25 protein-coding genes are annotated in these 26180 nt (G+C 70.8%); 17 read left to right on the top strand and 8 right to left on the bottom strand.

Annotation, left to right across the window (positions count from 1 at the left end; genetic code table 11):
- The first annotated feature begins 68 nt into the window (after positions 1 to 68).
- On the top strand, positions 69 to 863 hold the full coding sequence (locus ACFPCV_RS02140; RefSeq protein ID WP_378053868.1) for an alpha/beta fold hydrolase: 795 nt from the start codon (positions 69 to 71) through the stop codon (positions 861 to 863).
- Positions 860 to 1201 (top strand): Rossmann-fold NAD(P)-binding domain-containing protein, encoded by a 342-nt coding sequence (locus ACFPCV_RS02145; protein ID WP_378053870.1) that lies wholly within the window; start codon positions 860 to 862, stop codon positions 1199 to 1201. The genes ACFPCV_RS02140 and ACFPCV_RS02145 overlap by 4 nt, the downstream gene beginning before the upstream one ends.
- On the opposite strand, the gene ACFPCV_RS02150 is transcribed toward ACFPCV_RS02145, so the two are convergent.
- A complete protein-coding gene (locus ACFPCV_RS02150; RefSeq protein WP_378053872.1) occupies positions 1198 to 3402 on the bottom strand; it encodes a DUF6351 family protein in 2205 nt (734 codons plus the stop codon). The two genes, ACFPCV_RS02145 and ACFPCV_RS02150, sit on opposite strands and share 4 nt — an antisense overlap.
- Before the next feature lie 172 nt (positions 3403 to 3574).
- Between ACFPCV_RS02150 and ACFPCV_RS02155 the strand changes: the two genes are divergently transcribed.
- From ACFPCV_RS02155 to ACFPCV_RS02165, 3 genes are read left to right on the top strand one after another with little or no spacing between them, the layout of a single operon-like run.
- Positions 3575 to 3988, top strand: coding sequence for a hypothetical protein (locus ACFPCV_RS02155; protein ID WP_378053874.1), 414 nt, complete (start codon positions 3575 to 3577; stop codon positions 3986 to 3988).
- A 3-nt stretch (positions 3989 to 3991) separates the two neighbouring features.
- Entirely contained in the window at positions 3992 to 4639 is a 648-nt protein-coding gene (locus tag ACFPCV_RS02160) for a DUF3558 domain-containing protein (RefSeq protein WP_378053876.1), read from the top strand.
- Positions 4640 to 4665: 26 nt separating this feature from the next.
- On the top strand, positions 4666 to 5877 hold the full coding sequence (locus tag ACFPCV_RS02165) for a hypothetical protein (RefSeq protein WP_378053878.1): 1212 nt from the start codon (positions 4666 to 4668) through the stop codon (positions 5875 to 5877).
- A 9-nt stretch (positions 5878 to 5886) separates the two neighbouring features.
- On the opposite strand, the gene ACFPCV_RS02170 is transcribed toward ACFPCV_RS02165, so the two are convergent.
- Together ACFPCV_RS02170 and ACFPCV_RS02175 are read right to left on the bottom strand one after the other, a co-directional pair.
- Positions 5887 to 6093 carry a DUF397 domain-containing protein gene (locus tag ACFPCV_RS02170; RefSeq protein WP_378053880.1) on the bottom strand — a complete coding sequence of 69 codons (207 nt, stop codon included), beginning with the start codon at positions 6091 to 6093 and terminating at the stop codon, positions 5887 to 5889.
- Between the two features lie 24 nt (positions 6094 to 6117).
- Complete coding sequence (locus ACFPCV_RS02175; protein ID WP_378053882.1) at positions 6118 to 6981, bottom strand: helix-turn-helix domain-containing protein; 864 nt, start codon at positions 6979 to 6981, stop codon at positions 6118 to 6120.
- A gap of 156 nt (positions 6982 to 7137) precedes the next feature.
- On the opposite strand from ACFPCV_RS02175, the gene ACFPCV_RS02180 reads away from it, so the two are divergent.
- Genes ACFPCV_RS02180 through ACFPCV_RS02190 form a run of 3 tightly spaced genes read left to right on the top strand, consistent with a single transcriptional unit; the run spans position 7138 to position 8860 of the window.
- Positions 7138 to 7407, top strand: coding sequence for a hypothetical protein (locus tag ACFPCV_RS02180; RefSeq protein WP_378053884.1), 270 nt, complete (start codon positions 7138 to 7140; stop codon positions 7405 to 7407).
- 8 nt (positions 7408 to 7415) lie between these two features.
- Positions 7416 to 7859 carry a hypothetical protein gene (locus ACFPCV_RS02185; RefSeq protein WP_378053886.1) on the top strand — a complete coding sequence of 148 codons (444 nt, stop codon included), beginning with the start codon at positions 7416 to 7418 and terminating at the stop codon, positions 7857 to 7859.
- A gap of 20 nt (positions 7860 to 7879) precedes the next feature.
- The gene (locus ACFPCV_RS02190) at positions 7880 to 8860 is read left to right on the top strand and encodes a DUF2332 domain-containing protein (protein ID WP_378053888.1); all 981 of its coding nucleotides are present in this window, start codon (positions 7880 to 7882) and stop codon (positions 8858 to 8860) included.
- Here the strand turns inward: ACFPCV_RS02190 and ACFPCV_RS02195 are convergent.
- Positions 8814 to 8957, bottom strand: coding sequence for a hypothetical protein (locus ACFPCV_RS02195; protein ID WP_378053890.1), 144 nt, complete (start codon positions 8955 to 8957; stop codon positions 8814 to 8816). The genes ACFPCV_RS02190 and ACFPCV_RS02195 overlap by 47 nt on opposite strands.
- A 475-nt stretch (positions 8958 to 9432) precedes the next feature.
- On the opposite strand from ACFPCV_RS02195, the gene ACFPCV_RS02200 reads away from it, so the two are divergent.
- From ACFPCV_RS02200 to ACFPCV_RS02220, 5 genes are read left to right on the top strand one after another with little or no spacing between them, the layout of a single operon-like run.
- Entirely contained in the window at positions 9433 to 11004 is a 1572-nt protein-coding gene (locus ACFPCV_RS02200) for an ABC transporter substrate-binding protein (protein WP_378053892.1), read from the top strand.
- Positions 11001 to 11957 (top strand): ABC transporter permease, encoded by a 957-nt coding sequence (locus ACFPCV_RS02205; protein ID WP_378053894.1) that lies wholly within the window; start codon positions 11001 to 11003, stop codon positions 11955 to 11957. Before ACFPCV_RS02200 ends, ACFPCV_RS02205 begins: the two co-directional genes overlap by 4 nt.
- Positions 11957 to 13909 carry a dipeptide/oligopeptide/nickel ABC transporter permease/ATP-binding protein gene (locus tag ACFPCV_RS02210; protein WP_378053896.1) on the top strand — a complete coding sequence of 651 codons (1953 nt, stop codon included), beginning with the start codon at positions 11957 to 11959 and terminating at the stop codon, positions 13907 to 13909. Before ACFPCV_RS02205 ends, ACFPCV_RS02210 begins: the two co-directional genes overlap by 1 nt.
- Positions 13896 to 14855: an oligopeptide/dipeptide ABC transporter ATP-binding protein gene (locus ACFPCV_RS02215; protein WP_378053898.1), complete on the top strand. Its 960-nt coding sequence runs from the start codon at positions 13896 to 13898 to the stop codon at positions 14853 to 14855. Before ACFPCV_RS02210 ends, ACFPCV_RS02215 begins: the two co-directional genes overlap by 14 nt.
- Positions 14856 to 14865: 10 nt before the next feature.
- Positions 14866 to 17814, top strand: coding sequence for an exo-alpha-sialidase (locus ACFPCV_RS02220; protein WP_378053900.1), 2949 nt, complete (start codon positions 14866 to 14868; stop codon positions 17812 to 17814).
- Between the two features lie 82 nt (positions 17815 to 17896).
- Here ACFPCV_RS02220 and ACFPCV_RS02225 read toward each other — a convergent pair whose 3' ends face one another.
- The gene (locus ACFPCV_RS02225; protein ID WP_378053902.1) at positions 17897 to 19882 is read right to left on the bottom strand and encodes a beta-galactosidase; all 1986 of its coding nucleotides are present in this window, start codon (positions 19880 to 19882) and stop codon (positions 17897 to 17899) included.
- A gap of 96 nt (positions 19883 to 19978) precedes the next feature.
- Here ACFPCV_RS02225 and ACFPCV_RS02230 point away from each other — a divergent pair, with 96 nt between their 5' ends.
- From ACFPCV_RS02230 to ACFPCV_RS02245, 4 genes are all read left to right on the top strand, one after another.
- Positions 19979 to 20887 carry a dihydrodipicolinate synthase family protein gene (locus tag ACFPCV_RS02230; protein WP_378053904.1) on the top strand — a complete coding sequence of 303 codons (909 nt, stop codon included), beginning with the start codon at positions 19979 to 19981 and terminating at the stop codon, positions 20885 to 20887.
- Between the two features lie 21 nt (positions 20888 to 20908).
- Positions 20909 to 21631 carry a FadR/GntR family transcriptional regulator gene (locus ACFPCV_RS02235; RefSeq protein WP_378053906.1) on the top strand — a complete coding sequence of 241 codons (723 nt, stop codon included), beginning with the start codon at positions 20909 to 20911 and terminating at the stop codon, positions 21629 to 21631.
- Positions 21632 to 21693: 62 nt separating this feature from the next.
- Entirely contained in the window at positions 21694 to 21999 is a 306-nt protein-coding gene (locus ACFPCV_RS02240; RefSeq protein WP_378053908.1) for a hypothetical protein, read from the top strand.
- A complete protein-coding gene (locus ACFPCV_RS02245) occupies positions 21996 to 22550 on the top strand; it encodes a D-alanyl-D-alanine carboxypeptidase family protein (protein WP_378053910.1) in 555 nt (184 codons plus the stop codon). The genes ACFPCV_RS02240 and ACFPCV_RS02245 overlap by 4 nt, the downstream gene beginning before the upstream one ends.
- 28 nt (positions 22551 to 22578) lie before the next feature.
- Here ACFPCV_RS02245 and ACFPCV_RS02250 read toward each other — a convergent pair whose 3' ends face one another.
- The 3 genes from ACFPCV_RS02250 to ACFPCV_RS02260 are packed head-to-tail and all read right to left on the bottom strand — an operon-like array spanning position 22579 to position 26165.
- Positions 22579 to 24219, bottom strand: a complete 1641-nt coding sequence (locus ACFPCV_RS02250; protein WP_378053911.1) for a PucR family transcriptional regulator — start codon at positions 24217 to 24219, stop codon at positions 22579 to 22581.
- Positions 24220 to 24222: 3 nt separating this feature from the next.
- Entirely contained in the window at positions 24223 to 25335 is a 1113-nt protein-coding gene (gene menC, locus ACFPCV_RS02255) for an o-succinylbenzoate synthase (RefSeq protein WP_378053913.1), read from the bottom strand.
- Positions 25332 to 26165, bottom strand: coding sequence for a GNAT family N-acetyltransferase (locus ACFPCV_RS02260; RefSeq protein ID WP_378055006.1), 834 nt, complete (start codon positions 26163 to 26165; stop codon positions 25332 to 25334). The genes menC and ACFPCV_RS02260 overlap by 4 nt, the downstream gene beginning before the upstream one ends.
- Positions 26166 to 26180 lie beyond the last annotated feature (15 nt).

Below are 26180 nucleotides of genomic sequence, written 5' to 3' on the forward strand. Positions count from 1 at the left end.
AGAATTGTTTCCATTGCACCGACATTGTGCACCGACTAGCGTCGGAGCGGCAAGGGAGGAGCACCTGCATGAGCACCGCGGCCATCAACGGCATCACCATCGGGTACGACGACGAGGGCGACCACGGCACCGACGACGTCCTCGTCCTCGTGCACGGCCACCCCTTCGACCGGTCCATGTGGCGCCCGCAGGTCGAGCACGCCCGGTCGCTCGGCTGGCGGGTGATCGCCGCCGACCTGCGTGGCTACGGCGAGTCGACCGTCGTGCCGGGGGTGACACCGCTGTCGACGTTCGCCGAGGACATCGTCGGGCTCGCCGACCACCTGGGCGTCGAACGGTTCGTCCTCGGCGGGTTGTCCATGGGCGGGCAGATCGTGCTCGAGTGCGTGCGGCAGTTCCCCGGCCGGATCCGCGGGCTGGTCCTCGCGGACACGTTCGCGCAGGCCGAGACACCGGAAGGACGCGGGAGCCGCAACGACATGGCGGATCGTCTGCTGCGCGAGGGGATGGCCGGGTACGCGGCCGAGGTGCTGTGGAAGATGGTGGCACCGCACAACACCGAGGCGGCCGAGCACGTGTCGCGGATGATGCGCGCGGCCCCACCCGACGGCGCGGCGGCGGCCTTGCGGGGCCGGGCGCAACGTCCCGACTACACGCCCGTGCTCGGGAAGGTCACCGTGCCCACGCTGGTGGTCGTCGGCAGCCACGACGAGTTCACCCCGGTGACCGACGCCCGGTACCTGCACGACCGTATCCCCGGTTCGACGCTGGTGGTCCTGGACGGCGCCGCACACCTGCCGAACCTGGAACGCCCCGCCGAGTTCGGCGCGGCGCTCGAGACGCTGCTGGCGGCGCTCCGATGAGCCCGGCCGTGTTCGTGACCGGCGCCAGCAGTGGCTTCGGCGCGGCGATCGCGCGCCGGTTCAGCATGAACCTGCGCAGTGACCTGCACGGCACCGGCGTGCGGGTCACGTGCGTGGAGCCGGGCATGTGCGAGGGCACCGAGTTCTCCCTCGTGCGCTTCGCCGGCGACCGCGAGCGGGCCGCCGCGGTGTACGACGGCGTGCGGGCGCTGAGCGCCGACGACATCGCGGCGACCGTGCACTGGGTCGCCGGGCAACCGCCGCACGTCAACGTGAACACCGTGGAACTGATGCCGGTCGCGCAGTCCACAGGCCCGTTCCAGGTACACCGCGACTAGCGGGGGCGGCCGACGTCGGGTCTGCGGTAGTCGCACACGCCGGTCGGGAAGATCTGCTCCAGCCGGGTCCGTTCCGCTCGGATGGGCCGCCACGACCCGTACACGCCGCGGGCGATCGCCTTGCCGACCGGCTGCAGCGCGCACTTGTAGTGCTGCCCGTCGAACGGCGCGCCCGCGACCGTGCGGGACGTGCCGTGGATCGGGAACCGCTGTGTGCACGGGCCCGCCGGGCCGCGGTCGAGGATGCCGCGCCACGCGTCCTTCCCCCGGTACCGCAGTGTGCCGTCGGTGGCGAAGCAGCTGTCGACGGCGGCGGCCGGCTTGTTGCCGACCACCCCGCGCGCGGGGTGGTCCCGCAGGTTCGTCAGCCACTCGTCCATGACGGCCAGCGCCATCGGGGTCTGCTCGAACGCGGCTGCCGGGCGGGCGTCGGTGAACCACACGACCTGGTTCGCCGCGTGCCCCTTCGCGTCGAGCATGCGCTGCCGCGACGCGAAGGACTGCCGCGCGTTGTGCATGTCCAGCTCGGCGTCGAGGTAGTGCCGCCAGTCGATGACCGGGATGTCGATCTTCCCATCGAACACGAGGCCGGAGCGGTAGGCGGCACGCATGGCCTCGACGTCGCCCTCGGTGCGCGGCCGCACCCCGTCCGGCCCCGGCGGGTTGACGTTTCGCACGCTCCACACGTCCACATCGGACGGACAGGCCTGCGTGACGAACGGACAGCCCTCCTGCACCGCGTCCTCCGGCTGTTTCCACCCGCCGGCGTCCGCGTTCAGGTCGAGGAACTCTGCCGGTGTGATGTTCCCGTCCACCAGGGCTTTCAGCCCGTACTGGACGCCGACGTTGTCCCACGTCGACCGCGCGTAGCCGGTCTGCGGGTCGCGGCCGTACACGTTCACCGCGTCGTTCCAGTGCGTCCACTCGACCGCGGCCTGCTGCTCGGGCGTGATCCCCGGCGCGGTGCCGTACTTCGGGTTCAGCGCGAGCGGCGACAGGCCACGCCACCCGTTGATGCACTCACTCGACCCCGGCGTCGCGAGCCACGGCGTGAGCTGCGCATACGGGTTGGCCACCGTGTCCGATGTGGACAGACCCTCGAGGAGGGTCCGGTTGGTCCACTGCCGCCACTTCGACGTGGGGTCGGCGAGGACCTTCTGGTCCATCCAGCGTTCCAGCAGCTCACAGTCGCCGACGTGGATGGTCTGGGTGACCATGTCCGGGTAGGAGTACTGCGGGATCGCACCGTCGAGCAGGCCGTGGTGGTTCTGGCCGTACACGTACTGCTGGATCCCGCCACCGGAACCGCCGAGCCCGACCGTGTACACCGGGTCGCCGTACTCGGTGACGAACCGCGACTTGACCATCATCGCGGTCTCGCCGCCCAGCACCAGGTTGTAGTGCGTGCTGGTCTTCGTACCGGTGGACCACGCGATCGCGTACCCCTGTGCCAGCCCGTGCACGTACCGGGACTCACTCTGGTTGTTCGACCCCTGGTAGTGCCCGACCGCGACGCCACCACCGAAGTAGTAGATCAGCTTGCGGTTCCAGTGCGGCAGGTTCGCCGGCCCCGTGACCCCGGGATCGAGCACGGCGATCGAGTAGACGAACCGGTTGATCGTTCCGCGCTCCCACCGGATCACGAAGTCGGTGCCCGACGGCGTGGTGCTCATGTCCGATGGCCGGGGTGCGGTCGCGTCGTAGGGCTGCCAGGTGTTCGCGGTGGTGCGGTAGTAGTGGCCGACCCGGGTGTCGAGGGAGCAGTCGTCGTCGAGGAACGGCCCGGCGAGGTCGAACCCGGCGAGGTGCGCGGGGGTCGAGCAGAAGAAGTCGGGCTGCTGCTGCCCGGAGAACATCGGCCCGGCCACCGGGTGGTTCACCAGCCGCAGGCTGGCCCGCGCCCGCCGGTCAGCGGTGGCCGTGACCGTGCTGGCCCCGACCGGCAACCCGCGCAGGACCCCTTCGAGCGCGTGCGGCACCTGGTCGTCCGGCACGAAGTCGTCGGTGACGTCGACCCCGTCGACCCGCACGGAAGCGGCGTCGAGCGGCACCGACTTCGGCACCACCACCCGCACCCTGGCGGCGCCGCCGCTGACGTACCGCGCAGGCCCGGACAACGACTCGATCCGCAGCCCGTGCCTGCCAGTCGAGCCGTCGGCCACGACGGTGCCGGTGGCGAGACAGGCGACAACCGCCGCCATTACAGTGAATCGACGCCTCATCGCGTCCTCCCAGGGGTGCCCGGCTACGTTAGGCAGGTCCCGCGGACACCGTCAATGCACGCCTGAAACACCCTGATCCGCCCACGGGCCGAACACGGGTGTCGTATGCTCGGCTACCGAGCGTTCGCACAGCCAGGGGGAACACACGGGGATGGACGGCCAGGCACATCACGACAGGATCAACGCGCAACTGTCGGACATGTTCGGTACCGGCACCACCGAAGGCAAGGTGACCGGCGGCAGCTTCACCTACACCGAGTCCGAGCTGCGCACCATCAAGGACAACTGGCTCGACCTCGCCAACAGCTACCGCACGTCGTTCCGTAACGCCGAATTCATGACGCGAGTACAACCACCAGCCGAAGATATGGCCAGCAAGCTCCACGCGGCCGCCGCCAACCGATCCGGCGAATCCTATAAAGACTACCTCGAACACAATCGGCGCTATTGTTTGCAGCAAGCCCAGTTGTTCCAGGATGCGCTCGACGACTATCTCGGGGTCGAACACAACAACGTCACCGATATCAACAACACGGGCCAGCACGGCCCCCAGGACGGGGTGTGAGGCATGCTCGTGCGACGATCACTACTCGCGACGGGTCTGCTCGGGCTCGCACTGGTCTCGGCCTGCACACAAATAAGTGAAGGCGAACCGCGGGCCGCCACCGCCGAGGCCCCGACATCAACCTCTGCACCTAACACCACCGGCAACGGCGGCGACGAAGAGCTGCCGTTCGCCGGTGCCCCCAAGGTCGACAATCCACTTGACACGTCTCGCTACGAACAGGACCCGTGCCAATCCCTCACCGCGGACCAAGCTCAGTCTCTTAACCTCCCTCCTACCGGCACCATCAATAATGATGTCGCCCTCGGAATTGGCTGCGACTGGTTCAACGAAGAAACGCGCGGCGAGGTCACCATCGCTTTTATTGTCGACGATCCGCGTGGCCTGAGTCCAGAATATGAGGCCAACGAGGCCGGAAAATGGAAGATATTCGAAGAACTGCCCGATATCGAAGGCTATCCTGCAATCATCAGATCACTCTCGGACACCCGCGAACTCGGCGACTGCTCTGTGCTCGTCGGCGTGGCCGATGACATGGTATTCGCCTCTAACCTGCAGTTGTCGCAGGCCAATGTTGGGAAGAAAGACCCTTGTGAAGTCGCCGTTCAGGTTGCCGGGATGGCGTTGCAGACAATGAAGGCAGGGGCGTAGTCGTGGGCAAGTGGGTCAATCACTCGATGTCACCGCACGCCATCTATGAGTACTTCGCGACCGGACGTGGCACCGGGGCGCTCGACGACGCGCAGGCGGCGACGCGCACCGAGTGGGAAGCCGAGGACGAACGTGCCCACTTGATCCGCAAGCAGGGCGAACTGATCCGCAGCGGCTGGCAGGGCGCGGCCAGCGACGGTGCGTTCGGGGCGGCTCAGCCGCTCGCCGAGTCCGCTTTGGAAGGCGCCGCCCTGCTGAGCCGCGCCGAGGACCTGCTCGACCGGCAGAGCGGCTCTTTCCACCGGGCGGCGAACAGTGTCACGCCGGTGCCGGAGGAGCCTCCGGGCATGGACCTCAACGACCCGATGGTGGTGTTCACCGACTACGAGGCCGAGGTCAAGGCCTACCAGGCCGACGCGCACCACAACATGGAGATCTACCGCGGCTACGACGGCGCCAGCGAGTACAACCAGACGAACATGCCCGCCGAGTACTCGACCGTCAACCACGCCGGCGGCACCATCAGCGTGACCTCGGACGACGGCCGGTCCGCCGCGACCGGCGACTTCATCGAGGTGCGCGAGCACGAGGAGCCGGGGAACGGCAGTGAGTCCGGACCGTACAACGGCTCCGGCTGGCCCGGCGGCTCGCCGGTCAGTGGCCCACCGGTCAGTGGGCCGCCCGTCAGTGGGCCCGTACCGAACCCGTCCCTGCCGCCCCAGCAGACCACCCCCAGCGACTACGTGCCACCCGCGATCAACACCCCTGGCGGGCCACCGCCTGCCGCGTTCCACCCGGCACCCGCTCCCGGGCAGGCCGGGTTCGTTCCTGGGCTTCCCGGTGGTGGTTTCACCGGCGGCGCACCGGGCGGCCCGGAAGCACGCGGTGGCACCTACGGTCCCGGAGCGCGGGGCGGCGCGTACGGCGGCGGCGCGGGTGGCAACGCCGGTCCTGGCGCCGGCGCACGTGGTGGCGTCCCCGGTCCGGGGGCGGGGACCGGGGCGATCGCCGCTGAGGAAGCCGCCGCGCGGCGGGCCGCCGCGGCCGCGGCCGCACGTGGCGGTGCGGCGGCGGGCCCCATGGGTGGTGCGCCCATGGGCGCGGGACGGGGCAAAGGCGACGAGGACGACGAGTACAAGCGCAAGGTTCTCATCGAGACCGACGCCGAGGGTCTGTTCGGCAGCGACGAGCTGACCGCGCCCCAGGTGATCGGCGACGACGAGTACGAGGACGACTGAACCGCTGCCCTACCGCGGGTCGAGTTCCGCACCCTTGACGGCACGGCGGAACGCGTCCCAGGCCGGGAACCCGGCGAGTACGACACCCCCGTCGGGCTGCTTGGAGTCACGGATTCCGGCGACGGACGGCGTGAGCGCCACCTCCACGCAGGCTCCGTTGCCCTGGGTGTAGGTGCTCGTGCGCCATAACGCCCCGGCCAAGTCGACGTTCACCATCGTGCCGCCCTCCCGCGGTGGTCATCACCCGATCCGGGACGCGGCCTCCTCGATCAGCTTCACCGACCGAATCTCGTCCACGGCCATGTCCCACAACTGATTGTAGGCGGCCTGGAACTTCTCGACCTCGCTGGTTTCGTCCTCCAGCACGAAGTAGGTGACGCTCTCGGCGAAGATCACGTCCGGGTCAGCATCGTCCGGGAAGCTCAGGATCGTGAAGTTGCGCCCCAGGGCCGGACGCGCACCCGCCGTGAACGGGAGCACCCGGACCCGCACGGTCGGCACCTCGTCGGCGAGCGTCGCCAGCTGATTGAGCTGTGCTCGCAGCACGTCCGGACCGCCGATCTCAGTGAGCAGCGCGGCCTCGCCGAGCAGCACACGCAGCTTCAGCGGATGGTCGTTCAGCAACCGCTGCTGGCGGTCCATCCGGATCGACACCAGGCGGTGGACCTCGTCGTCGGGCACCTGCGAATCCCAAGTGCTGATCAGCGCCCTGGCGTACGCCTCGGTCTGGATGAGGCCGGGCACGCACTCGCCTTCCAGCATCGACGCCTGCTGGGCTTCGTCCTCCAGTTCGTAGTACTCGGCGAGACGTTTGGGCACCACGTCCTGGTAGGGGCGGCGGACCGCGTCGGGTTTGCCACGCTTCCGGGTCTCGATGGCGATCGCCACCATCTCGTCGACCAGCGTCTCCGGCGCGCCGTAGAGCCGGAGCGCGTCGCGGACGCGCAGCGGATCAGAGCTTTCGCCGTTCTCCATCCGCGAGATGGTTCCGGAGCCGCACAACAACGCCTTCGCCGCGTCCTCACCCGACATCCCGCTCGTCGCCCGGTACTGCCGCAACGCCCTGGCCAGCCTGCGCCGCCGCATGGACCTGGACCGACTCATCAGAACTCCTTCGCGCTCGAAGGCCAAAGTCTTGCATCGCGGACGCCAACGCGCATGTCCCCTATCGAGTGAACCTCTTTGGAAGCTTCCATTTCTTCGTGCTCCAATCAGGGAGCGCCGCCTTCGGCGTGACACCAGAATGAAAGGGACGCGCTCGTGATCATGGGAATGAACGACATCGAGGAGCGGGCACACGTGCACGCGAGTGTCGGCGTGCACGCCGGGGTGGAGATCACCGTGGCCCTGGACCGCAACGGCGGGATCAGCGCCGAGATCCACATCGGCGGCGATGGCCCGGGCCTCACCATGGACTTCGCGGACGTGGACAGCCTGGACCGGCTGGCCTCGGTCGCGACGGACGGGGCACGGCGGCTCCGCGACCGTGCCACCGAGCACGAGGCCGACCTGACCTGCGGGAACGGATGACGCCGGACATGTCACGGTCCCGCCGCGTCGCCGTGGGCGTCATCGCAACGGGCGCGGCGCTGCTCGGCGTCCTCAGCGCACTTCCGCCCGGCCACGACAACGCCCGACTCGAACGCGCCACCACCTCGGCCGCCGCGACCCTGTCCACCGAGAGCACCAGGACCAGCCGTGTCATGAACGACCAGGATGACGAGACGGCGGTCCGCAAGCTGGCGGAACGCTATCTCGCGGCGGTCAACAACCACGACGACGCCACCGTCGCCCGGCTCAACTGCGCCAGGACCGGGCCCGGACTGATCCAGATCGCCGCCGACGGCAGACCGGTGACCATGGGCAGGCTCGAACGGGCTTCGGTGCGGGACCGGTACTACGCGGACCTGACGATCGGCGGCAAGCCCACCGGACGCATGATCATCGTGCGGCGGGACGGCGTTTGGTGCGTTCGCGACTGAGCGGGTGCGAGACTTGTCAGGTGCCGACAGCCGACCGGTTCCGTCGCTTCGCCGAGACCGAAGCCCGTGGCGAGTCCCCGTGTTACGAGGAGTGGGCGCTCGGCGTGGCGGCGGACCGGGAGGTCATCGCGCTCCTGGACGCCCTGCCGGAACCCAAACGCCAGCCGAACCTCGTGTTCACCGCGGCCAGGTACACCGGCGTTCCTGCCGGACGGTACCCGGAGTTCCGGGAAGCACTGATCGCGGAATGGCCCACTATCAGCGAAGTCTTGCTCGCTCGGCGAACGCAGACCAACGAACCGGGCCGGTGCGCGGTGCTCCTGCCGCTGCTCGCGGCGCTACCTGCGCCCCTCGCCTTGCTGGAGGTCGGCGCGTCTGCCGGGTTGTGCCTGTTCCCGGACAGGTATGCGTACCGCTACGACGACCGGGCCGTGCTCGGGACGTCCGGGGTCGTGCTCGACTGCGCGACCACCGGGCCGGTGCCGTTCCCGGCGGCCCTGCCGGAGGTGGTGTGGCGTGCGGGCATCGACCTGAACCCTCTGGACATCGACGATCCTGAAGACGTGCGGTGGCTCGAGACCCTCATCTGGCCAGAGCACGACCACCGCCGCGCACGGCTGGCGGCGGCACTCGAGGTGGTGCGGGCCGAGCGGCCGCGCATCGTGACCGGTGACCTCAACGAGCGGGTGGCGGCGCTGGCGGCCGAAGCACCGCGGGACGCCACCCTGGTGATCTTCCACAGTGCCGTACTGGCTTACCTTTCGCCGTCGGAACGGGCCCGGTTCGCAGCCACCGTCCGCTCGTTGGACGCGCACTGGATCGCCAACGAGGGCGCCGGAGCGCTGCCGGTCACCGCTCCCCCGTCACCGCGGCCGGGTACGGCGATGTTCCTGGTCACCATCGACTCCGAGCCGGTCGCCCACGCCGCCGGGCACGGGCACACCCTGCACTGGCTCACGCGTGGGACAGGGCGAACGACACCAGGAAGCCCGCCACCGTGATCAGGCCGATCAGCAGGTGGGCGTCCTCGAATGCCCCCGGGATCATCGTGTCCGTGATCATGGCCAGGACGGCACCCGCGGCCAGGACGCCCACCACGGCGATTCCGGCCCACAGACCGAACACATAAGTGCGGCAACGCGCGAGTCCCCCGTCCAGGACCCGCGAGTCCCGGCTTCGGAACCCGCGAGTCTCCCGTTGGGGACCCGCGAGTTCCCCATTCAGGACCCGCGAGTCGCGCTTCCGGACCTCGCCGCGCCGGTCGCGAACCGCCAACTCAGCGGCCTCGAACGGGAGACTCGCGGGTTCCGAACCGGGGACTCGCGGGTTCCGAACGGGAGACTCGCGGGTTCTGAACGGGGGACTCGCGGGTTTTGAACGGGGGACTCGCGGGGTTTGTTGGGGTGGGGGTGGGGGGTGTGGTCGGGTCTTGACCTCTTGGCTGGGGGGACCTATGGTTCTGCCATTCATGGGACATCCCATGTCCTATGTCGTCCGATGACGTACGTGTGTTCAGGAGGTGCGGGTGTCCAGAACTCCGCCAGGGTCCGGTCACTCCTTCAGTCGACGCGACATGTTGCGCTTCACCGGTGTCGCCGGTGTGGCGGCCGCGTTCTCGTCGAGCCTCGCCGCGTGTGGTGGGCCAGCCTCCACGAACGCGACCGGCGACACGGCCGAGTCGATCACCGCGGTGATCGGCTACGGCAACAACCAGACGTGGGATCCGCTGCAGACCGCGTCCGCCTTCTCGATGGCGGCGATCCTGCACAGCTACGAGTCGCTTGTGGAGGGCGACCCGATCACCCGCGAGCCGTACGCGGGGCTGGCGAAGGAACTCCCGGCCGACGTGTCCGGCACGTCGCTCAGGTTCGAGCTGCGAGACGGCGCGAAGTGGCACGACGGCAAGCCGGTCACGGCCGACGACGTCGTGTTCACCTACGCACGCGCGCTGGACCCGGAGGAGAACGTGCTCGTCCGCACGTTCCTCACCCCGTGGCTCACGGAGGTCAGGAAGATCGACGAGAAGACCGTCGAGTTCGTGCTGGCACAGCCCTTCCCGTATGCGCTGCAACGTCTCCAGACGGTCAAGATCTGCCCGAAACACGTCTTCGAGGGCAAGTGGGACGCCGCGGTGTCCGGGACGGTCGTCGGTTCCGGCCCTTACAAGGTGGTCGAGCAGGCACCGCTGTCGCACACCCGCTTCGAGCAGTTCGCGGACTACAACGGTCCGCGCCCGGCGGTCTACAAGTCCATGCTGTGGAACTCGATCGTCGAGGCGTCGCCGCGCGTCGCCAAGATCTCCGGTGCCAGGCCCGCCGCGCAGATCGTGGAGAACATCCCGCCTGCCAACGCCGACCAGCTCGCGAAGGACGGCCGCACGGTCGAGTTCGCCGACGGCGGCAACAACCTGTGGCTGATGTTCAACACCACGCACGCGCCGTTCGACAACAAGCTGGTGCGCCAGGCGCTGCACCACGCGGTCGACCGCGACAAGATGATCCAGGTCGGCCTCAAGGGCAAGGGCACGGCTGGCACGTCGTTCATCAACCCGAAGCTGCCGGTGTCGCAGGAGGCCGACAACGACCTCGGCTACGACCCGGACAAGGCGAAGTCGCTGCTGGGCCAGGCAGGAATCACGAACCTGTCGGTCACACTGTCCACGACGAACACCACGCTCGTCGCCGACTGCGTGAACGTGATCAAGGAGGGCTGGGACGCCATCGGCGTCACGACCACGTTGGACACGCAGGACACCAAGGCGCTGTTCTCGAAGCTCGACGGCGGGTTCGACTTCCAGGTCGTGGCCACCACGCAGAACGCCGAGCAGTTCGGCAACGACCCGGACCTGCTGATCCGCTACTACTACGCGGGCGCGGGCGTCGTGCCCAAGTACGCCAAGTGGTCGGGCCCCGACCAGGCGAAGCTGATCGGCCTGCTCGACGAGGCCGCGGCGGAGACCGACGAGGGCAACCGCGAGTCGCTCACCAAGCAGGTGCTGGACATGCTGGCCGACCAGGCCGTGGTGTACCCGCTGGTGTTCACGCAGCTGGGCACCGCGTGGGACCAGAAGACCCTCTCGGGGGTGCGCGCACAGGGCTATCCGGGCATCAACCTCAACCAGGCGAAGCCGGGGAGCGGAGCTTGATCATCCTGCGGATGCTGCTCGGGCGCATCCTGTCGTTGGTACCGCTGGTGCTGGGCGTCACGCTGTTCGTGTTCGTCGTGATGCGCTTCTCGCCGGTCGACCCGGCACTGGCGGCCTTCGACGGCGCCAACGCCACGGACGAGCAGCTCGACCAGTTCCGCAGGGAGAACGGGCTGCTCGACCCGTGGCCGGTGCAGTACGGCCGGTTCGTGTGGGACCTGCTGCACGGTGACTTCGGCGTCAGCGTGATCACCAAGCAGGCGGTCGGGGACACGATCGCGACCGCGCTGCCGCTGACCCTGCAGCTGACGCTGATGGGTGTGGTCATCGCGGTCGTCGTGTCGCTGATGCTGGGCATCACCTCGGCGGTGTTCCGGGACCGGTGGCCGGACCAGCTGATCCGGATCGTGTCGCTCGCGGGCGTCGCGGCGCCCGCGTTCTGGATCGCGCTGCTGCTCGTGCAGTGGCTGGCCGTCGGTGAGGGCCTGTTCCCCACCAGCGGCTACGTCAGCCCGCAGGACTCGTTCTCGGGCTGGGTCAACTCGATGACGCTGCCGGCGGTCGCGCTCGCGATGCCCGTGGCCGCTCAGCTGACCCGCGTGATCCGCACGTCCATGGTGGAGGAGCTGGACAAGGACTACGTGCGCACGGCACGGGGCGGCGGCCTGCCCCCGATCGTGGTGGTCGGCCGCAACGTGCTGCGCAACGCGCTGGTCACCCCGCTGACGGTGCTCGGCCTGCGGGTCGGCTACCTGCTCGGCGGCGCGGTCGTCATCGAGACGATGTTCGCGCTGCCGGGCCTGGGCCAGAACATGATCCAGGCCGTCAAGGACGGCGACACCTCGAAGGTGCAGGGCTTCGTGATCACCATCGCGATCGGCTTCGTGCTGGTCAACCTGATCGTGGACATCCTCTACGTGATCGCCAACCCCCGGCTGCGGAGCCACTCGTGATGCGCCGGGGACTGGCCGAGCGCCTGTCGAAGGGCGCGTCGTTCCGGCGCCTCGGCGTCCCGTCGTGGATCGCGCTGGTGGTGCTCGGGCTGCTGGTGCTCGCCGCGGTGTTCGCGCCGCTGCTCGCCACGCACGACCCGTACCTCACCGGCGGCGACGTCGCCGGGCCGAGCGGCGAGCACTGGCTCGGCACCGACTCGTCCGGCCGCGACATCTACACCCGCCTGATCTGGGGCGCCAGGTGGTCGCTCGCCGTCGGCCTCGGCGCGATCGCGATCGCGCTGGTGGCCGGTGCGCTGATCGGGGCGCTCGCCGCGACGTCGAGCCGCCGCGTCGGCGAGACGATCATGCGGGTGCTCGACGTGGTCATGGCGTTCCCCGGTGTCGCGCTCGCCGCGGTGCTGGTGGCCGTGTTCGGCCGGGGGCTGATCGTGCTGATCCTCGCGCTCGGGTTCCTGTACATGCCCTCGATGGCCAGGGTGGTCCGGGCGAACGTGCTCGCGCAGTACGGCGAGGACTACGTCGACGCCGAGCGGATCATCGGGGCGAAACGCTTCTTCATCCTCACCAGGCACGTCGCCGTGAACTGCGCGGCGCCGATCCTGGTGTTCTGCACGGTGATGGTGGCCGACGCGATCGTGTTCGAGGCGTCGCTGTCGTTCATCGGCGCCGGCGTCCAGCCACCCGACCCGTCGTGGGGCGCGGTGCTGGCCGAGGGCAAGGAGCTGGTGCTCACCGGGGGCTGGTGGGCCACGCTGTTCCCCGGCCTGCTGATCCTCACCACCGTGCTGGCGCTGAACGTCCTGTCGGAGGGCATCTCCGACGCGTGGGCCACCCCGTCGGCGCGCCGGGCCAGGGCGGGCAAGGCCGCGAAGAAGGCCGCCGAGGCACCCTCCGACACCGGGGAGCGCGCCGAGCCGGTGCTGCCGATCGCGGGGCTGCGGGAGGCCGGTGAGCGGCTCGCCTTCCACGCGCGGGACCTGCGTGACCGGGACACCGTGCTCGACGTGGAGCACCTGTCGATCTCGTTCGCCGACCGGCACAACGGCACCCGGGTCGTCGACGACGTGTCGTTCTCCGTGCGGTCCGGCGAGGTGCTCGGGCTGATCGGCGAGTCCGGCTGCGGCAAGACGATCACGTCGCTCGCGGTGATGGGCCTGCTGCCGGACACCGCCCGGGTGGAAGGGCAGATCCGGTTCGCGCGGCGGGACCTGCTCGCGCTGAGCCCCGGGCAGCGGCGCAGGCACCTCGGCCAGGACCTCGCGATGATCTACCAGGACGCGCTCAGCTCGCTGAACCCGGCGATGACGATCCGCTCGCAGCTCAAGCAGTTCACCCGGCGGGGCGGGACCCGCACCCCGGCGGAACTCCTCGAGCTGGTGAACCTGGACCCGGAGCGCACGCTGCGGTCCTATCCGCACGAGCTGTCCGGCGGGCAGCGGCAGCGCGTGCTGATCGCGATGGCGCTGTCCCGTGGCCCCAGGCTGATCGTCGCCGACGAGCCGACCACCGCGCTCGACGTGACCGTGCAGGCACAGATCATGAAGCTCCTGCTGCGGTTGCAGGAAGAGCTGGGGTTCGCGCTCATCCTCGTGTCGCACGACCTGGCGCTCGTGTCCGAGGTGGCCGATCGCGTGGTGGTCATGTACGGCGGGCAGGTCGCCGAGACCGGGGCCATCGCGCAGGTCGTCGGTTCGCCACGGCACCACTACACGCGCGGGCTGCTGTCCGCGGTGCTGTCGCTGGAGGAGAACGAGTCCAGGCTCACCCAGATCAAGGGGGTCGTGCCCTCCCCTGCCGACTTCGCGCCCGGTTGCCGGTTCTCCGACCGGTGTCCCGCGGCACGCGCGGTGTGCCGGACCGAACGCCCGCCGGTGGTGGGCGAGGGCGCGCACCTGACCGCGTGCCACTTCCCCGCGGAGGACCTGGTGGTGAGTCATGAGCCTGCTTGAGCTCGACGGTGTCCACGTCGTGCACCGGATCAGGTCGCGACGGCTGTTCGGGCACGCCAACGTGTACGCGCTCACCGACGCGCACCTGACCCTCGAGGTTGGCGAGACCGTCGGCGTGGTCGGCGAGTCCGGGTGCGGCAAGTCCACGTTGGCCAAGGTGGTCGTCGGCCTGCGGAAACCCACCGAGGGCACCGTCCGGTACGAAGGTGAGTCGCTGTGGGACATGACCGCCGACCAGCGGGCGCAACGGTTCGGCCGCAACGTCGGCATGGTGTTCCAGGATCCGACGACCGCGCTCAACCGGCGCCTGTCGGTCGCGCGGGTCATCCGCGACCCGCTCGACGTGCACTCCGAGGGCACCCCGGAGGAACGCGACGACCGGGTCCGGGAGCTGATGTCGCTGGTCGGCCTGCCCGACAGCGTCGCGGACGCGGTGCCGGGACAGCTGTCCGGCGGACAGCGGCAACGCGTCGCGATCGCCCGTGCGCTCGCGTTGCGGCCGAAGCTGCTCGTCGCCGACGAACCCACCTCCGCGCTCGACGTGTCCGTGCGGGCGCAGATCCTCAACCTGCTCATCGACCTGCGGGAGCGCCTGGGTCTCGCGATGGTGTTCGTGTCGCACGACATCCAGACCGTCCGCAAGATGAGCGACCGGATCGTCACCATGTACCTGGGCCGGATCGTCGAGGAGGCACCGGCCGCGGCGGTGCCCGCCGCGACGCACCACCCGTACATGCGTGCGCTGTTCTCCGCCACCCCCAGCCTCCGGCACGCCGTCGAACCGATCGTCCTGAGTGGACCGGTGCCGTCGGCGACGAACCCGCCGAGTGGCTGCAACTTCCGCACCCGCTGTTGGAAGGCGACCGACGAGTGCGCGGCCGACCTGCCGCCACTCGCCACCGCCGGTGCGGGCCACACCTATCGCTGCATTCACCCCGAGTCGTAGAGGACGAGCTGTGAAAGCACTTCTGACCGGTCTCTTATCCGTCGTGATCGCGGCGAGCCTGACCCAGGCCGCCGCGGCGGAGCCACCACCCGCGCCGCCACCGGCACCGGCGTTCGAGCAGCAGACGCTGTTCAAGGCCGCGAACGAGCAGGGCTACGCCTGCTTCCGCATCCCGGCGGTCGTCAAGTCCAGGAAGGGCACGCTGCTGGCGTTCGCCGAGGGCCGCGTCGACAACTGCGGTGACACCGGCGACATCGACATGGTGCTCAAGCGCAGCACCGACGGTGGCCGAACCTGGGCACCGCTGCAGCTGGTCGACTCCGGCGGCGGCGACACGCACGGCAACCCCGTGCCGATCGTCGACCGGGTCACCGGCCGGATCTTCCTTTTCACCACGTACAACGAGGGCCGCGACGACGCCGGGCCCTGCGCCACCCCGTGCGAACGCACCCCGCACCTGCAGTACAGCGACGACGACGGCGCCACCTGGTCCACCCCGGTCGACATCAGCGACCAGGTGAAGAAGCCGGAGTGGGACTGGTGGCTCGCGACCGGTCCGGTGCACGGCATCCAGCTCACGAAGGGCCGCCACGCGGGCCGGCTCGTGTTCGGCATCAGCGGTGAGGTCAGCAACGGCACCCAGGCCTACGCCAACGACGGCGCGCTCGTGTACAGCGACGACCACGGCCGCACCTGGCACGTCGGCGCGGTGGGGCGCACGGAGTTCCCACCCGGTGGCACGTATCCCCAGAAGCCGCAGGAGATCACGGTCACCGAACTGGCCGACGGCTCGGTGTACGCGAACGCCCGCGACCAGGGCGGCACCTCGGTCGGCAACCGTTCCTACGCGATCAGCCGCGACGGCGGGAAGACCTTCAGCACCCCGTGGACGCCGATCCCCGACCTGGTGACGCCGATCGTGCAGGGCGCGGTGCTGCACCTCGACCGCCCCGGTGCGGACCGCACGCTGTTCTCCGCGCCGTCGGACACCGACCGGCGCCGCTGGATGATGGTCCGCTCGTCGTGGGACGGTGGCCGCAGCTGGGACAGCGCGGAGCAGGGCACCCGGATCACCTCCGACTGGTCCGGCTACTCGGACCTGGTGCAGATCAGCGGGACCAGGGAACGCAACGCGCGCATCGGCCTGCTGTACGAGGGCGGCCCGGTCGACGCGCGTGACGAGATCCGCTTCGCGAGCTTCACCGAGGACCACCTCGGCGGCCGCGAACCGGTCGGCCCGACCACACCCGACACGTCCCGCTCGAAAGCCGACGCCCACGCGCTGGGCGGGGCCACGCTCGCGGCCGGGAAGTTCGGCGGCGGCATGGAGCTCGACGGTGTCGACGACTACCTGCGCGTCCCGTACGACAGCGCGCAGCTGCCCGGTGACGGCGACCTCACCTTCACCACGTGGTTCCGCTACGGCGCGACCGCGGGCCAGCAGGCACTCCTGTGGCTCGGCGGCATGGGCTCGACCGCACCGCAGCTGTGGCTGCGCGCGGAACCCGCGGACAACCGCCTGGTCGCGCTGATGACCACGCCGAAGGGCACCACGCGGATCACCACCACGTCGGCCTACAACGACAACCAGTGGCACCACGTGGCCCTGCAGCGCGCGGAGGGCAGGCTGCGACTGGTTGTCGACGGTACCGAGGCCGCATCGGCGACCGCCGTCGCCGGTTCGCTCAGCGAGCGGGTCGCGTTCCAGATCCACCTCGGTGAACGGCAGGACTACCAGCAGCGCTTCGACGGCACGCTCGACGAGCCGCGCCTGTACCGGCGTGCGCTGTCGACTGCCGAGCTGGACTCGGTCCGCACGTCCAACGCGGACGTCCCCGCCGGTCAGGTGCTGCGGCTGCCGCTGGACAAGCTGAAGGGCACGGACGGCGCGTGCACGTCGGTGCCGTTCGTGTCCGGCACCGAGGGCTACCACACGTTCCGCATCCCGGCCGTGGTCGAGGCGAGGGACGGCACACTGCTCGCGTTCGCCGAGGGCCGCGTGGAGTCCGCCGGTGACACCGGCGCGATCCGGGTGGTGCAGCGCAGGTCCACCGACGGCGGCTGCACGTGGGGGCCGATGACCGTGGTGTCGGACAACGGCGACGCGACGGCGGGCAACCCGGCGCCGGTCGTGCTGCGCGGCGGTGACGTGGTGCTGCTGACCACCCGCAACGGGCGGGTCACCGAGCGGGAGATCATGTCCGGCACGGTGTCCCCCGAGGACAGCCGCCGGGTCTTCGTGCAGCGCAGCCGGGACAACGGCCGGACGTGGTCGCCGGAGAAGGAGATCACCGACGTCGCGAAGAAGGCGGACTGGCGCTGGTACGCGACCGGCCCCGGGCACGCGATCCAGCTGCGCGACGGCCGGATCGTGGTGCCGGCCAACCACTCCGCCGCTCCCCCGGCCGGTTCGCCGGACGTCGGCAACGAGGCGAAATACTACGGCGGCCACGACCTGATCAGCGACGACGGTGGCCGCACCTGGCGGATCGGGTTCACCGAGGAGCGCACCGACACCGGCATCGCGGCGAACGAGACGACCGTCGCGCAACTGCCGGACGGGCGGCTGTACTTCAACAGCCGCAACCAGGGCGCGGCGGGCAACCGGGTCGACGCGTACAGCACCGACGGTGGTGACACGCTGGCCGCGCCGTACGCGCTCCAGCCGGGGTTGACGATCCCGAAGGTTCAGGGCAGCGTGCTGCAGACCGTGCGACGGGACCTGCTGCTGTTCTCCGGCCCGTCCGAACCGGCGGCCCGCAGGGCGCTCGCCATCCGGGCCAGCTCGGACGGTGGCCGGACGTGGCAGCAGACCCTGGTGGTCTCCCCCGCGCCCGCCGCCTACTCCGACCTCGTGCAGGTGACGGGCTCGACCGTCGGCGTGCTGTACGAGACCGGGGTGTCCGGCTCCTACGAGACCATCACGTTCCGGCAGCTGCCGATGCGTGACCTGGACTGAGATGCCCGCACCCACCCGCCGACCTGCCCTGGACGACGCTTCCGGGACGCTCGACGTCCCGGAAGCGCCGTCCACGGCATCGCTAGGCGGGGGTGTGCGCGACCAGCACTCCCCGGCCGGCGAGCCGCTCCGACTCCGTGAGCGGCTCGCCGGTCAGGGCGTCGGCGGCACCGGCGGGGACCGGCACGGTCACCTCGGTCTCGTTGTGGTTCAACAGGAACAGCCACTCGCCGCGGCGGACCGCCTCGACCCCGGCCGGTGCGCCGGGCAGCACCGGCGCCACCCCGGCGTCGGACAGCGCACGGGCCACGACCGAGGCGAGGGTCGCGGTGTCCGGCCGGGTCGCGAGGTAGGTGGCGATGCCGTCGCCGAAGGCGTTGCGGGTGATCGCCGGCAGCCCGGCCAGCTCGCCGGTGAACGTGTCGAGCACCTCCGCGCCGTGGGCGGTGATCCACTCCGACCACAGCGTGCCGGTGCCGCCCGACCCGAGCGCGACCGAGCCACCGGCGGGCAGCGGCCAGAACTCGTCCACGGTCAGCCCGAGCAGCTCGCGGAACGGGCCGGGGTAGCCGCCGAGGTGCACCCGCTCGACGCCGTCCACGATGCCGGAGAAGAACGACATGACGAGGTGCCCGCCGCCGCGCACGTACTCGGCGAGACCGGCAGCGACCTCGGTCTCGACCGCGTACAGGTTCGGCACCACCACGAGCTTGTAGCGCGAAAGGTCGGCGGTCGGCGCCACCACGTCCACCGCCACCCCGGCGTTCCACAGTGGACGGTAGTGCGCGAGGTCGACCTCCGCCAGCCGCAGGTCCGACGCTGGCAGCGCCTTGCCCTGCAACGCCCAGCCACTGGACCAGTCGGTCACCAACGCGACGTCGGCGGCCGTACCGGACCCGAGCAGCGGCGTCAGGCGGGCCAGCTCCGCACCCAGCTCGGCGGTCTCGCGGAACACCCGGCTCGCCGGGCCCGCGTGCGGCACGATCGCCGAGTGGAAGCGCTCCGCGCCGCCCCGGGACTGCCGCCACTGGAAGTACATGACGGCGTCCGCGCCACGGGCGATCGCCTGATAGCTCCACAGCCGCATCTCACCGGGCGCCTTGGGCGCGTTGCGTTCCCGCCAGTTCACCGCGCTCGGCGCCTGCTCCAGCAGCAGCCACGGCCGGCCGTGCAGCGCCCGCATCTGGTCGTAGGTGAACGCCGCCTGCACGACCGTGTCGCGGTCGTGCGGGTCGGGGTAGGAGTCGTAGGACACGATGTCGAGGTGCGGCGCCCAGTCCGTGACGTCGATGCGGTGCCAGGCGCCGACGAAGTTGGTCGTCACCGGCACGTCCGGGGTGTGGCGGCGCAGGATCTCCTTCTCCATCAGGTAGCACTCGAGCAGTGCGTGCGAGGAGAACCGCTTGAAGTCCAGCACCTGTGCGGGATTGAGGAACGTCGGCGCGGTGCGCGGCGGCCACACCTGCGCGAAGTCGGTGTAGCGCTGCGACCAGAAGGTCGTGGACCACGCGTCGTTGAGCGCGTCCACGGTCGGGTACCGCTCCCCGAGCCAGTCGCGGAACGCCGAGGCGGAGACGTCGCAGAAGCACTCCGGCACGTGGCAGCCGTACTCGTTGCCGACGTGCCACATCGCGAGCGCCGGGTGCCGGGCGTACCGGGTGGCGAGCGCCTCGACCAGGCGCCCGGCGTGCTCGCGGTAGACCGGGTTGGACGGGCAGTAGTGCTGCCGGGCACCCGGCCACAGCACGGTGCCGTCCGCGCGGCGGGGCAGCGTCTCGGGGTGCCGATGGGCGAGCCACGGCGGCGGGGACGCGGTCATGGTGGCGAGGCAGGCGCGAATGCCGTTGGCGGACAACAGGTCCATCACCTTGTCCAGCCACGGGAAGTCGTACTCGCCGGGCGCGGTCTCCGTGACCGCCCAGCCGAAGATCCCGACGGAGACCATGGTGACGCCTGCCGCCTTCATCAGCGCCATGTCCTCGTCCCACACGGACTCCGGCCACTGTTCGGGGTTGTAGTCGGCACCGAACCCGAAGCGCCCGAGGCGGTGCCGCACGACTGAATCCACGACGATCCTCTCTGATTTCACAAGACATAGGACATAGGACGTAGGATGTCGATCGGACCGTATGCCGAGCCGACTCCGGTCCGCAAGGGAGACGCTTTGACTCAGCTCCACGGCGTGGTGCCACCCGTGTGCACCCCACTGACGCCGGAACGCGAACTCGACGTGCCCTCACTGGAACGCCTTGCCGCGTTCCTCATCGAGGCGGGCATGCACGGGTTGTTCGTCACCGGGTCGACCGGCGAGGTCGCCTACCTCCCGGACGAGACCAGGTACCGGGCACTGGAGGTGGTCGCGGGTGTCGCCGCCGGACAGGTGCCAGTGCTCGCCGGGATCATCGACACGACCACCCCGCGCGTCATCGAGCACGCGAAGGCGTCGAAGGCCGCCGGTGCCGACGCGCTCGTCGCGACCGCGCCGTTCTACGCGCCGACCCACCCGGTCGAGTTCCCCGGCCACTTCCGCGCCATCCGCGCCGCGGTCGACCTGCCGCTGGTGGCCTACGACATCCCGGTGTCGGTCGGGCACAAACTGCCGACCGACGTGGTACTGGAACTGGCGGAGGACGGCACGTTCGCGGCGCTGAAGGACTCGAGCGGCGACCTCGACGGGCTGCGTGCCGTGCTGGAGCGCACCGAGCACCTGGTGTGCTTCTCCGGTTCGGAGACGCTCGCCGACCTCGGGCTGTTCATCGGCGCGCACGGCCTCGTGCCGGGCATCGGCAACGTCGACCCGCACGGCTACCTGCGCCTGTACGAGGCGGCCATGCGCGGCGACTGGGCGGCGGCGAAGACCGAACAGTCGCGGCTGCGCAGGCTGTTCGAGATCATTTACGTCGGCGACGCCCGCGGCATGGGCCGGTACTCGTCGGCCATCGGCGCGTTCAAGGAAGGCCTCGTCGCGCGCGGTGTGATCACCGGTGGCACCACCAGCGAGCCGATGATCCCGTTGAACGACACGGAACGCGCGGCGGTGCGGAGCCATCTCGCCGACGCCGGCCTGCTCTAAGGTGGCACGTTGGAGGTCCCCGTGACGGAGCAGCAGCACACACCGGCCAAGCTGGCCACGAGGATGAGCAGGGCGATCCGAGACGAGATCACCGGGTTGATCCTGTCCCGTGGCCTGCGGTCCGGCGACCCGCTGCCGACCGAGACCGAGCTGGTCGAGGCGCTCGGCGTCAGCCGCAACTCGATCCGCGAAGCGCTGAAGGCGTTGCAGGCACTCGACATCGTCGAGATCCGGCACGGCTACGGCACCTACGTCGGCAAGCTGTCGCTCGACCCGCTCGCCGACGGACTGACCTTCCGCGCCCTGCACGACATCGGCCGTGACCTGCGGTCGATGGAGGAGATCCTCGAGGTGCGCGAGGCACTCGAGGGTGCGCTGATCCGCCGGGTGGCCGCGACCGTGCCGGAGGCCGACCTCGCCGCGCTCGACGAGGTCACCAGGAGGATGAGCGAGCGCGCGAAGGCGGGCGACACGTTCGCCGAGGAGGACCGCGAGTTCCACGAGATCCTCTACCGGTCGCTCGACAACGCGCTCGTCACCCAGTTGCTGCGGGCGTTCTGGGACGTGTTCCACCGCGTCAACCACCGGCTCGGGGTGACCGACCCGAACCCCGTGCTGACCGCGCGCCGCCACCGGGCCATCGTCACCGCGCTCCGCAAGCGCGACGTGGCGCGGGCCGAGCACGCGATGGTGGAGCACTTCCGCAACCTCGACGCCCGCATCGCACAGTTGCGCACCACCTGACAACCCGGCACCCCGCACAGGCGTCTTCCTCTTCGGATCTCCGAGGGGAAGGACACCAGACTGTGCGGAACACGCTCCCGCGCGGGGCACCGACCAGATTCGAGGTCGTCGTCGCGTGCGCCGTGTCGGTGCCGCTCGGTATGGCCGCCCTCGTCGTACTCGGCATGGCGATGCTCGTGGTGGTCCCCGGGCCCGCCGTGCTCGTCGTGGCACCGGTCGTCCTGGACGTCGCGGCGGTCGGCGGCGGCTGGCTCGTGGCGCGCGGTGGCCTGCCTGCCAAGGGGTTCGGCGCGGGAGTGCTGACCGGTTGGGCGCTGCTCGCGCTCCTGTCGGCGGGGGCGAGCGCCGGGCTCGGGATCCTCTCGTGACGTGGCGGGTCGGAGCGCTCGTGCTGGTGGTGCTCGCGGCCGCCGCCGCGGTGGTCGGCGCGGTTCCGCTCGCCCGCGACGTGGTCGCCGGGCGCGGCACGCCGGTGATCGAGGACGTGCCGGGACCGGACACCGGCCCGGTGTGCCCGGTCGACGAGCGGTACGTCGACGAGGAGCCTGCCGGGCTGCGCGACGACGTGCTGGCCGCGTGGCGCGCGCTGCGGTCGGCGGCGCAGGAGAGCGGTGTCCCGCTGTGCCTCAACGACGGCAAGCGCAGCGCCGGACAGCAGCGGGCGGAGTTCGACGAGGCCGTGCGCAGGTTCGGCACCCCGGAACTGGCCGCGAACTACGTCCTGCCGCCGGAGAGGTCCAACCACGTCAAGGGGTTCGCGGTGGACGTGCAGCCGTGGGCGGCCGCCGAGTGGGTGGCGGCGAACGGCGGCGTGCACGGCTGGTGCCGCCGGTACGAGAACGAGTACTGGCACTTCGAGTACGACCCGGCCCACCCGCAGGGGTGCCCGGCCATGCTGCCGGATGCCACCGCCGGGTGATCAGCGGGGACGAGGCCCCCGCGGGGTGTCACGTCAGCTCGGGCCGCGCCGGGGAGACCACGCGCAGCTGCACCATCGCGGCGAAGCGGGCCTCCGGGTCGGTCAGGTCGAGACCGCTCACCTCGGCCAGCCTGCGCAGCCGGTACCGGAACGTGTTGGGGTGCACGTACAGCGCGGCCGCCGCTGCGATCACGTCACCGAAGGCGTCGAGCCACGCACGCAGCGTGGTGACCAGGTTGGTGCCGTGCTCATCGTCGTAGACGAACAGGCGGGCGACCGGGCCGCTCGGCCGGTCGCCCCTGGTCGCGACGAGGTCCCGCAGCTCCAGGACGAGTGCCTCGGTGTGCACGTCCTCCAGCCGGGCGACCCGCCTGCCGCCACCCGCGCGCAACACGCGCAGCGCACGGTCGGCGCTCGCGCGGGACTCCGCGAGGCCCACGGTGTCGTTCGCGACCGTGCCGACGCCGACCACCGCGTGGCTGCGGTCGCCGACCCGGTCGAGGAAGTCACCCGCGACGCGGACCGCCGCGGCCACGTCGCGGCCGGGGACGAGGCCGTACGTCACGTCGCCGACGAGTGCCGCCGCGCACCGGGGGTGCACCGCCGACAGGTGCATGGCGAGCGCGTCGGAGAGCCGCTGGCGCTCGGTGACGAGACCGGCGTCGGCGCCCGGGTCGACGATGGTGAGCGCCAGCACCGTGACCGGCTGCTCGGCTAGGCCGAGCCGGTCCAGTGCCTCGCGCGCACCGGCGCCGCCTTCCAGCGCGGTGCTCACGAGGTCGGTCCGCAGCCGCCGCGCCACGTCCGCGCCCGCCCTGATCCGCAGCATGTGCAGCGCCACCAGCTTGGTCGCGTCGCACAGCGCCTGCGTGCGCTCGTCACTCAGCGGGCCGCGCACCGCGGCCCAGATCGAGCCGAGCACCTCGTCGCCCGCCCGCACCGCGACCGCGACCCTCGGCAGGTCCACGAGCCCTTCGAGCAGCGGTTCGATGTACACCGGGCGGTCGCTGCGGTACAGCTCGCGGAACACGCCGCGCTCGGTCAGCAGCCGCGAGTACCGCTCCGGCACCTGCCTGCCGAGGACCGTCTCGACCCGCGACGGGTCGGCCTCGTCCTGTCTGCCGGAGAACGCGAGCACCCGCGAGCTGCGGTCCTCGATGGTCACCGGCGCGTCCAGCAGCGCCGCGATGGCGTTGGCCAGGGCGAACAGGTCACCGGATGGCATGCCGCCGAGCGTCTCGCCGCCGACCTCGCCGACGTCGCCCTCCCCCATCAGCGACCGCAGCAGCGCGGCGAGCTGCGCCCACGACGCGCCTCGGGTCAGCGCGAGCACGGCCACGTCCGATGGCCAGAGGCCCGGCGGCACGGGTGCCCGCAGCACCAGCGCGGCCGCCTCGTGCCTGGCCAGTGCGGCCAGAAGCGCGACGATCTCGGCGCGGTCCCGCAGGCCGACGCCGAGCACGAGCGCGTTCCTCGGCAGCACCGGCTCCTCGAGCGGGTCGTGGATGACGACGCCGCCGAGCTCGGCCACCCGGTCCACGTCGCCGTGGACGACCTCGAGCAGCGTCGCGCCGAGGTCGTCGAGCACGCGGCGCAGGCTCGCGCGGGGCCGGAGGTTCACCGGGTCGAGCCTATGTTCGTCGGCGCGCACAGGAAAGGACCGTGGCATCGTTCACCCCGACAGTGGGAGCCACTCGGTCGACGCGGTGACCTCGGCCAGCCGGTCGGGCAGCGGGGTCACGCCGATCCCCGGCCCGGTCGGCACCGGCAGGTGGCCGTCGTCGAGGACGAACGGCTCGGTCACGTCGGTGCGGTAGTAGCGCTCGGACGCCGACGTGTCGCCGGGCAGTGTGAATCCCGGCAGCGCCGCGAGCGCCACGTTGGCGGCACGGCCGAGCCCGGTCTCGAGCATCCCGCCGCACCACACGGGCACGCCGTGCGCGACGCAGACGTCGTGGACGCGCCGCGCCTCCAGGTATCCGCCGACGCGGCCGGGTTTGATGTTGACCACCGCGCACGCACCGAGTGTGAGCGCGTCGGCAGCCGACTTCGCCGAGGTGATCGACTCGTCGAGGCACACCGGGGTGGTGAGCAGCCGCGCGAGTGCCGCGTGGCCGAGCAGGTCCTCCTCGTCGAGCGGCTGCTCGATCAGCAGCAGGCCGAACGGGTCGAGCCGGGCCAGGTGGCGGGCGTCGGCGACGGTGTAGGCGGTGTTCGCGTCGACCTGGAGCAACACGTCGTCGCCGAACCGCTCACGCACCGCTCGCACCGGCTCGACGTCCCACCCCGGCTGGATCTTGAGCTTGATCCGCACGTAGCCGGCGTCGAGATAGCGGCCGACCTCGTCGAGCAGCCGGCCGAGGTCGGTCATGATCCCGACCGACACCCCGCACGGCACCCGGTCGCGGACCGCGCCGAGCTCGCGGGCGAGCGGGCGGCCCTGCGCCCGCAACTCGGCGTCGAGCACGGCCGTCTCGAGCGCCGCCTTCGCCATCCGGTGGCCGCGGAACTGGGCGAGCGCGGGTGCGACGGCGGGCGCGTCGAGGTGTGGCACCGCCGCGAGTGCGGGGATGAGGTACCGGCGCAGCACGTCGGCGGCCCCGTCCACGTACTCCGAGGAGTACCGGGGGTCGGACAGCGCGACGCACTCGCCCCACCCCTCCGCGTCGTCGGTGACCACCCGCAGCAGCAGCACGTCGCGTTCGTGTTCGACCCCGAACGACGTGCGGAACGGCGCGACCAGCGGCATCCGGATCCGGCGCAGCTCGGCTCCCTGGAGTTTCATCGGTCCTCCCGTGTGACCACGTACCAGCCCGCGCGGTCGAACCCGGCGACCCGCGCCCCGTCGGCGAGCAGCCCGCCGAGCACGTCCCGCACGGCGACCCGCCATTCCCTTGCCCGGCCGGGCGCCGCGGCCCGCACGGCCGCGATGTCCGACGGCACGGCGACGAGCAGCGTCGCCCCCGTCGTCGTGCCGGGTTCCGGCGCACCGGCGGCGGTCCGGCCGAGTGCGACCACCGCGTGGCCGGGCGCGCCGGCGAACTCGGTCGGGTGGTCGAGGTCCCAGCGGACGAGCAGCCGGTCGGTGTCGTCGCCGCCGTTCACCAGGTCGTGCATGCCGCCGTAGAAGTCGGGCAGGTACTCGGTGGCGGTGGCGCCGAGCTTGCCGAGGTTGAACCAGGCGTTGCGGGCGACGAGCGGGTCGAACGTCCACTCGATCGCGGTGACCCCGCGCCGCAGTGCCCAGGCCCGCTGGTGCAGCTTGAGCGCGTGGCCGACGTGGCGGCCCGCGGCCGCCGCGGAGACACCGGCGATGTGGCTGTGCATGATGCCGTCGGCGGGTGCGCCGAAGAACCCGACACACGCGCCGACGAGCGTCGGTCCGTCGAACGCGCCCGCGAGGTAGTTGCCTGCCTTCGTGAGTGCCCGCAGCAGCTCGGTGGTGACGAGCGGGCTCGCGGGGTCGGTTCGCCAGATGCCCTGGAACAGCGTGCACACGGCCGCGAAGTCGTCGATGGCCGTCAGCTCGCGGACGGTCACCCCGGCCGCCCCCGCGGCACGCAGCGCGGCCTCGACGGCCGGGGGCACTGTGGTCACATCGGTCACGGCGTCCATGCTCGTGGCCTCGTC

It is taken from the genome of Actinophytocola glycyrrhizae (assembly GCF_042653545.1).
GTDB classification, from domain to species: domain Bacteria; phylum Actinomycetota; class Actinomycetes; order Mycobacteriales; family Pseudonocardiaceae; genus Actinophytocola; species Actinophytocola glycyrrhizae.

Bases quoted from the DNA above. Each gene is read 5' to 3' on its own strand.
- ACFPCV_RS02140 (WP_378053868.1), top strand. From the start codon at position 69: ATGAGCACCGCGGCCATCAACGGCATCACCATCGGGTACGACGACGAG.
- ACFPCV_RS02145 (WP_378053870.1), top strand. From the start codon at position 860: ATGAGCCCGGCCGTGTTCGTGACCGGCGCCAGCAGTGGCTTCGGCGCG.
- ACFPCV_RS02150 (WP_378053872.1), bottom strand. From the start codon at position 3,402: ATGGCGGCGGTTGTCGCCTGTCTCGCCACCGGCACCGTCGTGGCCGAC.
- ACFPCV_RS02175 (WP_378053882.1), bottom strand. From the start codon at position 6,981: ATGAGTCGGTCCAGGTCCATGCGGCGGCGCAGGCTGGCCAGGGCGTTG.
- ACFPCV_RS02260 (WP_378055006.1), bottom strand. From the start codon at position 26,165: ATGGACGCCGTGACCGATGTGACCACAGTGCCCCCGGCCGTCGAGGCC.
- ACFPCV_RS02200 (WP_378053892.1), top strand. From the start codon at position 9,433: ATGTTGCGCTTCACCGGTGTCGCCGGTGTGGCGGCCGCGTTCTCGTCG.
- ACFPCV_RS02185 (WP_378053886.1), top strand. From the start codon at position 7,416: ATGTCACGGTCCCGCCGCGTCGCCGTGGGCGTCATCGCAACGGGCGCG.
- ACFPCV_RS02170 (WP_378053880.1), bottom strand. From the start codon at position 6,093: ATGGTGAACGTCGACTTGGCCGGGGCGTTATGGCGCACGAGCACCTAC.
- ACFPCV_RS02160 (WP_378053876.1), top strand. From the start codon at position 3,992: ATGCTCGTGCGACGATCACTACTCGCGACGGGTCTGCTCGGGCTCGCA.
- ACFPCV_RS02155 (WP_378053874.1), top strand. From the start codon at position 3,575: ATGGACGGCCAGGCACATCACGACAGGATCAACGCGCAACTGTCGGAC.
- ACFPCV_RS02165 (WP_378053878.1), top strand. From the start codon at position 4,666: ATGTCACCGCACGCCATCTATGAGTACTTCGCGACCGGACGTGGCACC.
- menC (WP_378053913.1), bottom strand. From the start codon at position 25,335: ATGAAACTCCAGGGAGCCGAGCTGCGCCGGATCCGGATGCCGCTGGTC.
- ACFPCV_RS02210 (WP_378053896.1), top strand. From the start codon at position 11,957: ATGCGCCGGGGACTGGCCGAGCGCCTGTCGAAGGGCGCGTCGTTCCGG.
- ACFPCV_RS02250 (WP_378053911.1), bottom strand. From the start codon at position 24,219: ATGCCACGGTCCTTTCCTGTGCGCGCCGACGAACATAGGCTCGACCCG.
- ACFPCV_RS02215 (WP_378053898.1), top strand. From the start codon at position 13,896: ATGAGCCTGCTTGAGCTCGACGGTGTCCACGTCGTGCACCGGATCAGG.